15 protein-coding genes and 1 pseudogene are annotated in these 12,518 nt (G+C 63.2%); 6 read left to right on the top strand and 10 right to left on the bottom strand.

Annotated elements, in window-relative coordinates; genetic code table 11:
* Positions 1-63 precede the first annotated feature (63 nt).
* Positions 64-1,200: a 3-deoxy-7-phosphoheptulonate synthase gene (locus MPZ60_RS23650; RefSeq protein ID WP_034355209.1), complete on the top strand. Its 1,137-nt coding sequence runs from the start codon at positions 64-66 to the stop codon at positions 1,198-1,200.
* A gap of 119 nt (positions 1,201-1,319) precedes the next feature.
* Here MPZ60_RS23650 and MPZ60_RS23645 read toward each other — a convergent pair whose 3' ends face one another.
* The 5 genes and pseudogenes from MPZ60_RS23645 to ureE form a co-directional block, all read right to left on the bottom strand.
* Complete coding sequence (locus MPZ60_RS23645; protein WP_034355206.1) at positions 1,320-1,835, bottom strand: GNAT family N-acetyltransferase; 516 nt, start codon at positions 1,833-1,835, stop codon at positions 1,320-1,322.
* 624 nt (positions 1,836-2,459) lie between these two features.
* Complete coding sequence (ureG, locus tag MPZ60_RS23640; protein WP_003068221.1) at positions 2,460-3,119, bottom strand: urease accessory protein UreG; 660 nt, start codon at positions 3,117-3,119, stop codon at positions 2,460-2,462.
* Between the two features lie 32 nt (positions 3,120-3,151).
* Positions 3,152-3,484, bottom strand: coding sequence for an antibiotic biosynthesis monooxygenase (locus MPZ60_RS23635; protein ID WP_034355202.1), 333 nt, complete (start codon positions 3,482-3,484; stop codon positions 3,152-3,154).
* A gap of 13 nt (positions 3,485-3,497) precedes the next feature.
* Positions 3,498-4,214 (bottom strand): urease accessory protein UreF, encoded by a 717-nt coding sequence (locus MPZ60_RS23630; RefSeq protein WP_034355374.1) that lies wholly within the window; start codon positions 4,212-4,214, stop codon positions 3,498-3,500.
* Positions 4,201-4,719 (bottom strand): annotated as a pseudogene (ureE, locus tag MPZ60_RS23625) (urease accessory protein UreE); the annotation flags it as partial. The gene MPZ60_RS23630 and the pseudogene ureE, both read right to left, overlap by 14 nt.
* Before the next feature lie 109 nt (positions 4,720-4,828).
* On the opposite strand from ureE, the gene MPZ60_RS23620 reads away from it, so the two are divergent.
* A complete protein-coding gene (locus MPZ60_RS23620) occupies positions 4,829-5,335 on the top strand; it encodes a gamma-glutamylcyclotransferase (RefSeq protein WP_034355195.1) in 507 nt (168 codons plus the stop codon).
* On the opposite strand, the gene ureC is transcribed toward MPZ60_RS23620, so the two are convergent.
* The 5 genes from ureC to MPZ60_RS23595 form a co-directional block, all read right to left on the bottom strand.
* Positions 5,320-7,062: an urease subunit alpha gene (gene ureC / locus MPZ60_RS23615; protein ID WP_034355192.1), complete on the bottom strand. Its 1,743-nt coding sequence runs from the start codon at positions 7,060-7,062 to the stop codon at positions 5,320-5,322. The genes MPZ60_RS23620 and ureC overlap by 16 nt on opposite strands.
* Positions 7,063-7,085: 23 nt before the next feature.
* Positions 7,086-7,757 (bottom strand): LysE family transporter, encoded by a 672-nt coding sequence (locus tag MPZ60_RS23610; protein WP_034355189.1) that lies wholly within the window; start codon positions 7,755-7,757, stop codon positions 7,086-7,088.
* Positions 7,758-7,763: 6 nt separating this feature from the next.
* Positions 7,764-8,087 carry an urease subunit beta gene (locus tag MPZ60_RS23605; protein ID WP_034355186.1) on the bottom strand — a complete coding sequence of 108 codons (324 nt, stop codon included), beginning with the start codon at positions 8,085-8,087 and terminating at the stop codon, positions 7,764-7,766.
* A gap of 54 nt (positions 8,088-8,141) precedes the next feature.
* Positions 8,142-8,759, bottom strand: coding sequence for a HupE/UreJ family protein (locus tag MPZ60_RS23600; protein WP_034355183.1), 618 nt, complete (start codon positions 8,757-8,759; stop codon positions 8,142-8,144).
* Between the two features lie 64 nt (positions 8,760-8,823).
* Positions 8,824-9,126 carry an urease subunit gamma gene (locus MPZ60_RS23595; protein WP_003068240.1) on the bottom strand — a complete coding sequence of 101 codons (303 nt, stop codon included), beginning with the start codon at positions 9,124-9,126 and terminating at the stop codon, positions 8,824-8,826.
* Between the two features lie 65 nt (positions 9,127-9,191).
* On the opposite strand from MPZ60_RS23595, the gene MPZ60_RS23590 reads away from it, so the two are divergent.
* The 4 genes from MPZ60_RS23590 to MPZ60_RS23575 are packed head-to-tail and all read left to right on the top strand — an operon-like array spanning position 9,192 to position 12,454.
* Positions 9,192-9,422, top strand: a complete 231-nt coding sequence (locus MPZ60_RS23590) for a hypothetical protein (RefSeq protein WP_034355180.1) — start codon at positions 9,192-9,194, stop codon at positions 9,420-9,422.
* Positions 9,415-11,484, top strand: coding sequence for a TonB-dependent receptor (locus MPZ60_RS23585; protein ID WP_242607072.1), 2,070 nt, complete (start codon positions 9,415-9,417; stop codon positions 11,482-11,484). Before MPZ60_RS23590 ends, MPZ60_RS23585 begins: the two co-directional genes overlap by 8 nt.
* 14 nt (positions 11,485-11,498) lie before the next feature.
* The gene (locus MPZ60_RS23580) at positions 11,499-12,230 is read left to right on the top strand and encodes a DUF4198 domain-containing protein (protein ID WP_034355368.1); all 732 of its coding nucleotides are present in this window, start codon (positions 11,499-11,501) and stop codon (positions 12,228-12,230) included.
* Positions 12,230-12,454: a hypothetical protein gene (locus MPZ60_RS23575; RefSeq protein ID WP_034355177.1), complete on the top strand. Its 225-nt coding sequence runs from the start codon at positions 12,230-12,232 to the stop codon at positions 12,452-12,454. Before MPZ60_RS23580 ends, MPZ60_RS23575 begins: the two co-directional genes overlap by 1 nt.
* Positions 12,455-12,518: the final 64 nt, after the last annotated feature.

Genomic DNA, 12,518 nt, shown 5'->3' with positions numbered 1-12,518 from the left:
CTGGCGTGAATGGCGACGGGGGACGAACGCGTGGGGTGAAGCGCATGGCGCGACAATAGCGGGATGACATCCTCCACGACGCCCCTGCATCCCAGCGCAGCTTCGGCCCGCAAGGCCCAGCCCAAACTGACCACGCTGGACAAGACCCGCATTGACGACACACGTATCAAGATCGTGCGCCCGCTGCTGACCCCGGCACTGCTGGAAGAGTGGTTGCCCGTGACCGAAGAGGCGCAGCAGCTGGTCGAATCCAGCCGAGCCGCCATCTCGCGCGTGCTGCATGGCCAGGATGACCGGCTGGTGGTGGTGGTCGGGCCTTGCTCCATTCACGATCACGATCAGGCCATGGATTACGCGCGCCAGCTCAAGGTCCAGGCCGATGCGCTCAAGGACGATCTGCTGATCGTGATGCGGGTCTACTTCGAGAAGCCGCGCACTACAGTGGGCTGGAAGGGCTATATCAATGACCCGTACCGCGACGGCAGCTTTGCCGTCAACGAAGGGCTGGAGCTGGCGCGCCGCCTGCTGCTCGATGTGCTGGCGCTGGGCCTGCCCGCGGGCACGGAATTCCTGGATCTGCTGTCGCCGCAGTTCATCAGCGACCTGGTCAGCTGGGGCGCGATTGGTGCGCGCACCACGGAGAGCCAGAGCCATCGCCAGCTGGCCAGCGGTCTGAGCTGCCCTGTGGGCTTCAAGAACGGCACCGATGGCGGCGTGAAGGTGGCCAGCGATGCCATTTTGGCAGCCCAGTCCTCGCATGCGTTCATGGGCATGACCAAGATGGGCCAGAGTGCGATCTTCGAGACACGCGGCAATCAGGACTGCCACATCATCCTGCGCGGCGGCAAGGCTCCCAACTACGACGCGGCCCATGTTCAGGCCGCGTGCGAAGTGCTGGAAAAAGCGGGCCTGCACCCGCAGGTGATGATCGACTTCTCGCATGCCAACAGCAGCAAGCAACATCGTCGCCAGATCGATGTATCAGCGGATGTGGCCCAGCAGATTGCCGGGGGCGACACACGCATCACCGGCGTGATGATCGAAAGCCATATTCACGAAGGCCGCCAGGACATTGTCGAAGGGCAGGAGCTGCAATACGGTGTCTCGCTCACCGATGCCTGCATCAGCATGGAGCAGACTACCCCGGTGCTGGAGCAACTGGCAGCCGCCGTGCGCGCACGTCGCCTCAAGGCGGCCTGAGGTAGCCGGACGAGGCTGGATGAGCAAGAGGCGCTGCGGCGCCTCTTGTTCTTTGTGCTTTGTGCGTTGTGCTTTTCAGGCATCCAGCCTTCTGGATCTTGGGGCGGCCGCTAGTGCTTTCAGAGATCCAGCGTCAGCTTGAGCATGTCCTTGTGCTGCACGCCGCGCTCCCACAGCGGGGTGGTGTAGTTCTGCAAAAAGAAGTCGCGCTCGATGTCGGTGACGCGAAACCCCAGGCGTTGATAGAACAGCAACTGGTCGCCAAAGCTGCCAGTTCCCACTTCCAGCTGTTGTACGCCGTGTTCACGCATCTCACGGATGGCGCGCTGCAGCAGGGCCGAACCTATGCCCTTGCTCTGCCAGGCCGTGGACACGGCCATATTCATCAGCTCCCATCGGTGAAGGCCGTCGCCCTCGGGGACCAGCACGCATACGCCGATCAGGGCACCGAGGCCGCTGGGCGTGAACTGGGTCGTCTGGCGCGCTCCAAAACAGGTGGAGCCGGGCAGATAGCGCTTGATGCGCTCGCGCGAGGGGTCGGCCAGCAGCAGCAGATGCCAGGGGGCTTCTGCGGGGTTCATGGTGGTGATATGCCAGGAGTCGGTCGTGCCCGGGCCGGTCAGCGTGGAGCTCATGCGCGCACTCCCTTGCGGCGGAAGGCGGGCGCTGCATATCGGCCGGGCTGGATGTCGGCATTCACTCGATGGGACGCAAGCCCGTCCATCTGCTGCAAACCACAATCTCGCGCCATTTCCACTTTCCACCTGCGGGAGTAGTGAGCCCGCCACAAATATTGTCAACAGGCCATAGCGTAGCAGTCGGAGGGCAAATTCGGTGACCTACTGGTGAAAAGTACAGCGTTCTGCGGCAATTTTGATGCAGGAATCTCGCAAATATTGACCTGCACAGGCCTTGTAACTGCGTGAGCAAGTACTTCGAGTCAGTGCGCTGACGAGTCTGACGTCCTTTGCGCAGGACGGGCTTTGCAAAAACGGAGATAGTGGTTTATACTTAGCTCAAAGGGTTAACCCTTAAGGTTTAACCCGCGAATGACGGTACATGAGATGCGTGCTGTCCATCGCTTGAAGTGCATCTCTTGATTTCATAGAAAGCTCATCATGCGCCAAGCTATCAACTCCCTGATCGAATTCATCCAAGAAGCTCGCGAGTTCCATCTGGACCTGGCCAACCAGTAATCACGCACTGGTTCGAGAAACAGCCGCCGCTCAAGGCGGCTTTTTTTCGTCCCGAAAGAGGTGTCAGGCCGCCAACAAGCCCTGTTTTTCTATGAAGGCCACCACCTCGTCCAGACCTTCCAGTGTCTTGAGATTGGTCATCACAAAAGGCTTGAGCCCCTTGGGCGTGGTGCGCTGCTTGATGGTGTCGCTGCGCATGATGTCCAGATTGGCGCCCACATGGGGGGCCAGGTCGGTCTTGTTGATGACGAAGAGATCGCTCTTGGTGATGCCGGGGCCGCCCTTGCGCGGAATCTTCTCGCCTGCTGCCACGTCGATCACGTAGATGGTCAGATCCGACAGCTCGGGGCTGAAGGTGGCCGCCAGGTTGTCGCCGCCCGATTCGATGAAGACGATGTCGGCATCGGGGAAGTCCTTGAGCATGCGGTCGATGGCTTCCAGGTTGATGGAGGCGTCCTCGCGAATCGCCGTGTGCGGGCAGCCGCCGGTTTCCACCCCCATGATGCGCTCGGCGGGCAGGGCACCACTGATGGTCAGCAGGCGCTGATCCTCCTTGGTGTAGATGTCGTTGGTGATGGCAACCAGGTCCCATTTGCCGCGCATGGCCTTGCAGAGCATCTCCAGAATCGTGGTCTTGCCCGAGCCCACGGGCCCGCCTATGCCCACGCGCAGCGGCGGCAGCTTCTTGGTGCGGTTGGGGATATGGTGCAGTGCGGTCGACATGGTGAGTTCTTTCGGGGGTGAGAGGGTTGCGATCAGCGGGCCTTGCCGTAGGCACGCTCCACCTTGGCAATGCGCAGCTCGAAATGCTGGTACCAGGCGGTGTGACCTTTTTCCTGGGCGATCTGGTGCTCGGCGTTGTGCTTCCATTGACGGATGGCTTCCTCGCTTTCCCAGTAAGACACGGTGATGCCGAAGCCCTGGGCATCGCGGGTGCTTTCAGCGCCCAGATAGCCTGCTTGCTGGCCGGCCAGCTCCACCATGCGGTCGGCCATCTCGCCATAGCCCCGGTCCTCCTGGGTGCGCTGGGAGGTGAAGATGGCGGCGTAGTACGGTGGCTGGGGTGTGGCGGCAAACAGTGCAGACATGGCGGACGAAGGTTCAGCTACGGAAAAGTCGAGAATACTGGTGTTCATGCTGGGCCGAGAGAATGGCCAGCATGGGCGAAAAAGCCTGTCTTGCGTTGTCCGGCAATGCCAGCGCGTATTCGACGGCGGCAGGAATCTCGGAAGTCAGTCGCGCCAGGATGCGCTGGCCGGCGCTCTGGCCCAGGGGCACGGTCTTGATGGCGGCCTGAACCATGTTCTCGGCCCAGCCAAAGGCATAGGCCAGCAGCGCATCGCGCGGCGTGGCTCCGGTGCATTGGGCCGCCAGCGAGAAGGCGATGGGGTAGCTGGCATCCTGCGCGGCCAGCCAGTGGACGCAGGCCAGAGGGACTGCTTCATCGGCGTAGCGGTTTTTCAGCCACTCGGTCAGCGAGCGGCCCATCTGCTCGGTCTGCAGGCGCAGCTCGCTGGTTTCGCGCGTGACTCTTACCCACTGGTTGAGGCTGGCGATGCGCGCCAGATCGGCGCCTTTCCAGGCAGGCATGGCCTGCGCAATCACGGCCATGTCCCCGCGCGACTGGGTCAGATGCAGCTGCTGCACCAGCCAGCCGGCGGCCTCTGCTTCCGTTGCGACCAGCGCCGCATTGATGGCCGCTTCAAGCCCTTCCGAGTAGGAAAAGCCGCCGATGGGCAGGGCCGGCGAGGCCAGCCACATCAGCTGCAGAAAGCTCTGCGCGCCAAGAGCCAGCAGTGGCTCAGTGGGCGTGGTCATGCGAGTGTCCATGGCCGTGATGATGGTGGCTGTGGCCGTCATTGGTCACATGGCCGCCATAGGCGCCTCCTTCGGGCTCGAAAGGCAGATCGGCTTCGACCACCGTCATATGCATGCTGCGCAGCATATCGGCCAGCACATGGTCGGGTTCGATCTTCAAATGGTCGGGCTGCAGCTCGATCGGCACATGGCGGTTGCCTAGATGGTAGGCCGCGCGCATCAGGTCAAACGGCGTGCCATGCTCGGCGCAGGCCGTGATATGCAGCACTTTTTGCGGCGCGGCCAGCACGCGGATCAGGCTGCCGTCTTCGGCCACCAGTACATCGCCGCCGCGCACAGCCTGGCCGCGTGGCAAGAAGACGGCCAGCTCGCGACCCTGGCTGTCGGTGGCGGCAAAGCGGCTCTTCTGACGTACGTCCCAGTCCAGTTCCACGGACGCGGCGCGTTTGAGGATGACGGCGGAAAGGCCCTGGCCCTGAAGCAGCAGTTTGTTGGCAGTCAGCATGGTGAACTCACAATGAAATAAAAGGCCCGGACCAGATTGGCGCGCATGTTGCATGTGCTGCGCATCTCAGTGATTTTGATGGACAACTCTTTTGGAAACTTCGACAGAAATGGCAGCCCCGACCTCTTTGCATGATGCGCCTGCCGACTGGCAGGGCTGTGGCGCAGCCTATGTGGCGGTGTATGGCACTTTGCGTGCCGGTGGCATCAACGATATTGCCAGGCTCCAGCCGGGCGTTGCCTGTGTCGGCAGGACCCAGCTGACCGGCACTTTGCATGACCTCGGTTGGTACCCGGGCCTGAGGCTGCAAGGCTCGCAGACCGTGCTGGCCGAGGTCTACCCCATGGACGCAGCGCTGGAGCGGGCCATGGATCGCATCGAAGGCCTGTGGCCCGAAGACCTGGGCGAATACACCAAGCGCATTCTGACCCTGCCCGTGATGCTGACCCAGGGCGGTCAGCAGTCCATCACTGTGCTGGTGTACGAGGCCTTGCCCGCCACCGTGAGCGCTGCGCCGGAGCTTGCCGTCAGTGACTGGCTGGCCTGGTTTGAGGGCAAGGGCATGCAGCATCCGGATTCGGAGTTTCAGCTAAACACCGCTCAGAACAGAAAGTAGCGCTGTGCCATGGGCAGGCTGACCGCGGGCTCGCAGGTCAGCAGATCGCCATTGGCGCGCACGGCATAGGTCTGGGCATCCACCTCCATATGCGGCGCCAGATCGTTGTGGATCATGTGCTGCTTCTTCACATTGCGTATGCCCCTGACCGCCGACAAGGTCTTGTGCAGCCCGAAGCGCTGGCCGATGCCGGCGGCAAGTCCTGCCTGGGAGACAAAGGTCAGCGAAGTTCTGGCAACCGCCCCGCCAAAGCTCGCGAACATGGGGCGGTAATGCACGGGCTGAGGCGTGGGAATGGAAGCGTTCGGATCGCCCATGGCCGCCATGGCGATGCTGCCGCCCTTGAGTATGCAAAACGGCTTGACGCCAAAGAAGGCCGGCTTCCAGATCACGATATCGGCCCACTTGCCCACCTCGATGCTGCCCACCTCGTGGCTGATGCCATGGGCAATCGCGGGATTGATGGTGTATTTGGCGATGTAGCGCTTGATGCGGAAGTTGTCGTTGCGCGCGCCGTCACCATTCAGGGCGCCGCGCTGCAGCTTCATCTTGTGCGCCGTCTGCCAGGTGCGCAGTATGACCTCGCCCACGCGGCCCATGGCCTGGCTGTCGGAGCTGAACATGCTGATGGCGCCGATGTCGTGCAGGATGTCCTCGGCAGCAATCGTTTCCTTGCGGATGCGGCTTTCGGCAAAGGCCAGGTCTTCGGCAATGCCGGCGTCCAGGTGGTGGCAGACCATGAGCATGTCCACATGCTCGTCCAGCGTGTTGATGGTGTAGGGGCGCGTGGGGTTGGTGGAGCTGGGCAGGACATTGGCCTCGCCCACCACCTTGAGGATGTCGGGCGCATGGCCGCCACCCGCGCCTTCGGTGTGGAAGGTGTGAATGGTGCGGCCCTTGAAGGCGGCCACGGTGTCCTCCACAAAGCCGGACTCGTTGAGCGTGTCGGTGTGGATGGCGACCTGGGTGTCGGTGTCTTCGGCCACATCGAGGCAGTTGCTGATCGCTGCCGGCGTGCTGCCCCAGTCCTCGTGCAGCTTGAGGCCGATGGCGCCGGCATTGATCTGCTCGTGCAGGCCGCCGGGCAGGCTGGCATTGCCCTTGCCCAGAAAGCCAAGATTCATGGGAAAGGCGTCGGCGGCCTGCAGCATGCGTTCCATATGCCAGGGGCCTGGCGTGCAGGTGGTGGCGAAGGTGCCGGTGGCCGGGCCGGTGCCGCCGCCGATCATGGTGGTCACGCCGCTGGTCAGTGCTTCTTCGATCTGCTGCGGGGCAATGAAATGGATATGGGTGTCGATGCCGCCTGCGGTGACGATATTGCCTTCGCAGGAGATGATCTCCGTGCTCGGGCCGATGATGATGCTCACGCCCGGCTGGGTGTCGGGGTTGCCGGCCTTGCCTATGGCCACGATGCGGCCGTCCTTGAGGCCGATGTCGGCCTTGACGATGCCCCAGTGGTCCAGGATCAGTGCGTTGGTCAGCACGGTGTCGACCGAGCCACCGCGAGAGGGCCCTGTTCCCGTCCCGTCGCGTGTGCGCTGGCTTTGCGCCATGCCGTCGCGGATGGTCTTGCCGCCGCCGAACTTCACTTCCTCACCATAACCGCCAGCGGCCAGGGTGTAGTCTTTTTCGACTTCGACGATGAGTTCGGTATCGGCCAGGCGCAATCGGTCGCCCACGGTGGGACCAAAGGTTTCTGCGTAGGCTCGTCGGTCCATGGTGGCCATTGAGGAATCTCCGATTAAGGTGTTCAGCGCAGGGACTGCTGCTGGGCTGCCGGTGGCAGGGCGGCGGGGCTTGTGCTGAGCAGGTCGCGCAATGTGCCCAGTGCCAGGGCCAGCAGCAGGGCAGCGCAGCAGCGGTAGGTAAAACGGCTCCAGTGCGCGGCAGCGCGGCGGAACAGTCGGTCCACCAAGGCTGCGCAGACAAAGCACCAGAGCAGGGACGAAGTCATGAATCCCGCGAAGAAGACCCCGTAATCGCTGGCGCCGGGCTGTGCCACGCCCACCGCCCCGAGGGCGCTGCCCATGGCGGCCCAGTAGGCCAGGTTTTGCGGGTTGGTCAGCGACAGGGCCATGCCGCGGCGCAGGGCCTGCTTCTGCGTGGCGGCGGCGGTGTTTGAAGCATCGAGCCGGTGTTCGGTACGCGCGGCCTGCCAGCTGTCCCAGGACAGCCAGAGCAGGTAGGCAGCGCCCGCCAGGCCAATCGGCCAGCGCAAGGCGTCGATCTGAATGACCAGACCAATGCCGGCCAGGCCCAGCAAGGCCCAGCTCGCATCGCCCACCAGGGAGCCCAGTTGCACGGCCAGCGCCGGACGATAGCCGCCGCGCACACCTTGGCGCACGGTCTCTGCAAACACTGCTCCGGGCGCTGCGTTGAACACCAGGCCCAGCACAAAAGCAGAAGCAAACAGCATCAGCATGGCAGGTCAGTCCCTGGAATCTGCGGGCAGTGGGCCCTGGACCAGACCGCGAAAGCCATAGATCTGGCGGTCGCCGCCGATCTCGACCAGCTCCACCGTGCGTTGCTGGCCCGGCTCGAAGCGCACGGCCATGCCGCTGGCAATATTCAGGCGCATGCCGTGGGCGGCGGTGCGGTCGAAATCCAGGCCCGCATTGGTTTCGGCGAAGTGGTAGTGCGAGCCGACCTGAATCGGCCGGTCGCTGGCATTGTTCACCACCAGCGTGAGCGTGCTGCGGCCGGGGTTGAGTGCATGGCTGCCCTCGTCAAGAATCAATTCGCCGGGAATCATCTTTCGTTTCCTTGCGCAAAGGCATTGTGCTGCGCTGTGCCGAGGTGTGTCATATCAGACCAGTTTCGTCAGCATGAACGCGCCGAGTGCGGCGGTGGCTGCACCGCCGAACCTGGCCGCCCATTGGTGGCGCTGCATGACGGCATGACCGAGCACCATGCCGGCGATATGCAGTGTGGCCGAGCCCAGAGCAATGCCCAGCAGTTCGCCGAAGGCAGCCAGGCCGCTGTCTCCAGCCAGCTCAAAGCCGTGCGCAGCGCCGTGGAAGAAGGCAAACACCGCAGCCAGGGCGGCGGCTGCGCCCCAGGGCATTTTTTGCTGAACCAGCACCAGCAGGCCCAGCACCAGCACGGATGCGGCAATCATGGGCTCCACGCCCGGCACCCACAGGCCGGCAAAGCCGGCCACGGCACCCGCCACCAGCAGGGCCACAAAGGCCGCAGGTGCACGCCAGGCCGTGCGCAGGCTGGGCATGGTCAGTGCGCTCCAGGCGCCCACGGCCAGCATGGCGGCCAGATGGTCTGCACCGGTAAACGGGTGGACAAAGGCGTGACCCAGGCTGTCGAGAAAGTGGTGATGGCCGCCTGCATCGGTGCCCATATGTGCGAGGGCGGACAGGGGCAGTGCAGTCGCCGCGGCGGCTGTGGTGGCAAGGAGCTTATTGAATTTCATAGCTATCTGCGCTTGATGGGTAAGGGTTTGATGGCTGAAAGGCTCGAAGTCTCTGGACGCTGCTTCAGGCGATGGGCTCATGCACGGTGACCAGCTTGGTGCCATCGGGGAAGGTGGCTTCGATCTGGATGTCGGGAATCATCTCGGGGATGCCCTCCATCACATCGGCGCGGGTCAGCACGCTGCGGCCTTCGCTCATGAGCTGGGCCACGGTCCTGCCATCGCGTGCACCCTCCATCACAAAGGCACTGATCAGCGCCACGGCCTCGGGGTAGTTGAGCTTGAGGCCACGAGCCATGCGCCGCTCGGCCAGCAGGGCCGCAGTGAAGATCAACAGCTTGTCTTTTTCGCGTGGTGTCAGTTCCATCTTCTTCAATCCCTCAGTCGGCACGCGCATCCGGCAGGGCTGAATGAACGCGAGGAGTCAGTTTCATGCCCTTTTATGTAGCAAGTGCCATGCCAAAGGCCAGTCTTTATTGCCAGCATGCAGGCAAGTCGCCGCAGATGTTTTGCACCTTGTTGGTGCTGTCGGCACGCGGTTATGCACCACGGCGTATCGGCGAGGCAGCGATGGTGCTTTGTGGTGCATTGTCGAGCCGTAGCGGTGCATTGCATGGCACGAACTTTGCTGTTCTGGTGCATGTACAAAAGACCATTGAATAAGGGCGTCGCTCAGGGCCTGGGGGCCACGGCAAGACTCGGAGTGCTGGTCTTGGGCGGTACGCTGTGGACGGCTTCGGCCGTACAAGCGCAAACAGCCGAGGAAGGCGACAAGGTATTGCCCGAGGTGAGGGTGAATGCCCTGGTCAAAGGCCAGGCGCTGGATGAGTCACAAAGCGCGTTTTCCGTCACCGAGTTCAGGCGCGACGAAATTCGCGAGCAACCCAGACAGGAGGTGGAATCGTTGTGGAGCCAGGTACCCGGCATGCATGTCAATCACTACCAGCTCAGCGGTGTGGCCAACGGGCTGGTGCTGCGCGGCTTTGCCGGCGGTGGCCACGGCGGTGATGTGGCGGCCACACTGGATGGCATCCCGCTCAACGAAGCCATGTCGCATGCGGATGGCTATTTCGATCTCAATGTGGTGGTGCCGCTGGAGCTGGACAAGGTCAATGTCTATCGCGGTCCCGTGTCGGTGCTGCAGGGCAATTACAACCGCGCAGGGTTGCTGGAGCTGCGCACGCGGCGCAACGGCAGCTATGCGGAGTTCGATGTCAGCGCCGGCTCGCATGGCATGTTCGATGCACAGGCCGCTCTCGGGCGCGAGCTGGAAGGCGGCGATCAGCTCAACCTGGCGACTCAGCATGCACGCGGTGATGGAGCGCGGCCCGCCTCGCGCCATGAGCGCAGCACCATCAGCGGCACCTGGAAGCACCATGTGCATGAAAAGCTCGATATCTCGCTGTCCGGTCGTTGGCACGAGGCGCGTGGCGACTCGCCCGGCTATCTGACCGAAGCGCAGTGGCGGCAGGACCCACAGGGCAAGGACAGCCGCGTGGTGGGTGATGGTGCCAACAAGCACTTTGGCACGCTGCGCCTGGATGCGCAGTACGCACTGGATGCAGATACCCGGCTGCTGGGTTTTGTCTACGGCACGCAGCAGGATTTTGTGCGCTGGTTCACGCGCCCGCGCAGCGCCACCTGGATGCAGCGCGAGGAGCGCTACGACCGCAGCGTGCTGGGAGCGGGGCTGAATCTCAGCGGCAAGTCGCTTCTGGCTGCGCGCGAGCTGAACTGGATGCTGGGCCTGGAGCAGGTGCGCGAGTCTACGGACTATGGCTACTGGGATGGATTGCTGGATCGCCGGCGTACCGGCCCTGCATTGAATGATCGCAATACACGGCTCGACAACACGGCGATCTACGGCCAGGCTGGCTGGCAGCCAACGGCCTGGTTGCAGACCACGGCGGCCTTGCGCTGGGACCACTTTGACGGCCGTTGCAGTCTGCTGGGGGCAGAGGCCAGTGGCGATGAATGCAGGAGCATGCAGGGGCGCAGCCATGCCAGCCCCAAGCTGGGAGCCCTGGCGCAGCTCAATGCCCGGACGGCCGTGCGGGCCAACTGGTCGCAAGGCTTTGCGCTGCCCAGCGACTTTGCCAAATACGCGCTGCGCAACAGCGACCTGCATGCCAATGTCTTTCGCCAGAGCGAGCTGGGCGTGGAGTGGAAGCCATCGGTCCATTGGCTGATCGATGCCTCGCTCTACCGCATCAGCTCCAGCCATGAAATACGCAACACGGCACCTGGTGAATATGAAAACCTGGGCGCGACCGTGCGCAAGGGTGCAGAGCTGCAGCTGCACTGGCTGCCCAGCCGTAACTGGCATGTGGAATGGACTTATGGCCACAATCGCTCCGAAGTCACGCAGAACGCGGATGCCGCACTGCTGGGCCGGCGCGTGGTGGCCGTGCCCGAGTACACCAGCACCTTGCATGCGCGCTGGATGCCGCGTGGCGATGTCACCTTGCATGGCGTGCTGCGTCATGTGGGGCGTGCGCCCATCAACGCCAGTAATACCGAATGGGCCGGCAGCTTTCGCTGGCTGGACCTGGGTCTGCAATACCGATTGCCCGCAAGCCTGGCGCGCAATGCCAGCCTGAGCCTGTGGCTGCGCAACGCCGCCAACACCCGCTATGCCAGTACCACCACCATGATTGCCGGCCAGCGTCTGGTCGCCCCCGGCGCGCCGCGCAGCGTGCAGCTGGGCCTGCAGTTTTCCTTATGATTTCCGGAGCTTCCATGTCTGTTTGCAGCACACGTAAAAACATCATCGCGCGCATTCTGTGCACCACGGCCGCTGCCTGGCTGCTATGCGCCAATCCGGTCTCTGCCCATAACGTCTGGCTGGAGCCCGATGCGCAGGGCGGCTATGTCATGCAGTTTGGCGGTCATGAAGGCAGGACAGAAGCCTTCGATCCGGCCAAGCTGCAGCGTGTGCATGCCTATGACCTGCGCGGGCGTGAAGTGCCCAGCGCCGTACAGAATGTGCAGGGTGGCATCCGCATCAAGCCGGATGCCGGGGCTGCGCTGATCGCAGTGGAACTCGATAACGGCTATTTCAGCAGTGCCAGGGCTGAGGGCGCAATGCTGCCTCTGCCCATGGATCAGAACCCCGGTGCGGTGCGCGGCGTGCATGCGCGCAAGTTCCACAAGACCGTGGTGCGCTGGGGCGCCGTCATGCAAAAGCCGCTTGGGCAGATGTTCGAGGTGGTGCCGCTTCAGGGGCAGTCTCCCTATGCCGGTCAGCCGCTCAGGCTGCAGGTGTTGCTGCATGGCAAGCCGCAGTCTGGCGTGAGGCTGTCCTGGGGGGAGAACGGCTCTCCCACGATGACGGACGCGCAGGGTCTGGCGATCATGACGCCTGCTGTCGGCAGCAATACGCTGCAGGCCATACTGCGTCAGCCTGTGCAGGGCGACCCCATGACAACCGAGAACAGCTACGAGTATCTGCTGCGCTTTGCCGTGCATTGATGAAGCTGCGTTCCGTCGGCTTTCGCACCGGAGCGCAGATTCTGCAAGGCATCCGCGAGGCGGCAATTTGCCGTGCAGATGAGCAAGCTGCATGTCTATGCAGTGCAGGACGGCAAGGCCAGCAAACAACTCGATCTGCTTTGCTGCAGACCAAGGCCGCTCTCGATCCGTGGACTGGCAAGCTGCGCAGCGCGGCCTTGCCGGCATGCCTGCAGCCGCTCTGAGGCGAAGGGCTGTCGTGCACTTCAATAGTGCTGGCTGGTTTGCGTGGTCTGCATCTGGTGCATG

Origin of the sequence: Comamonas sp. 7D-2 (genome assembly GCF_022749555.1) — a bacterium.
In the GTDB taxonomy this organism is placed as follows: Bacteria; Pseudomonadota; Gammaproteobacteria; order Burkholderiales; family Burkholderiaceae_C; genus Comamonas; species Comamonas thiooxydans.
The sequence above is the reverse complement of the archived record's forward strand: the minus strand, read 5'-3'. Positions and strand labels throughout refer to the sequence as shown.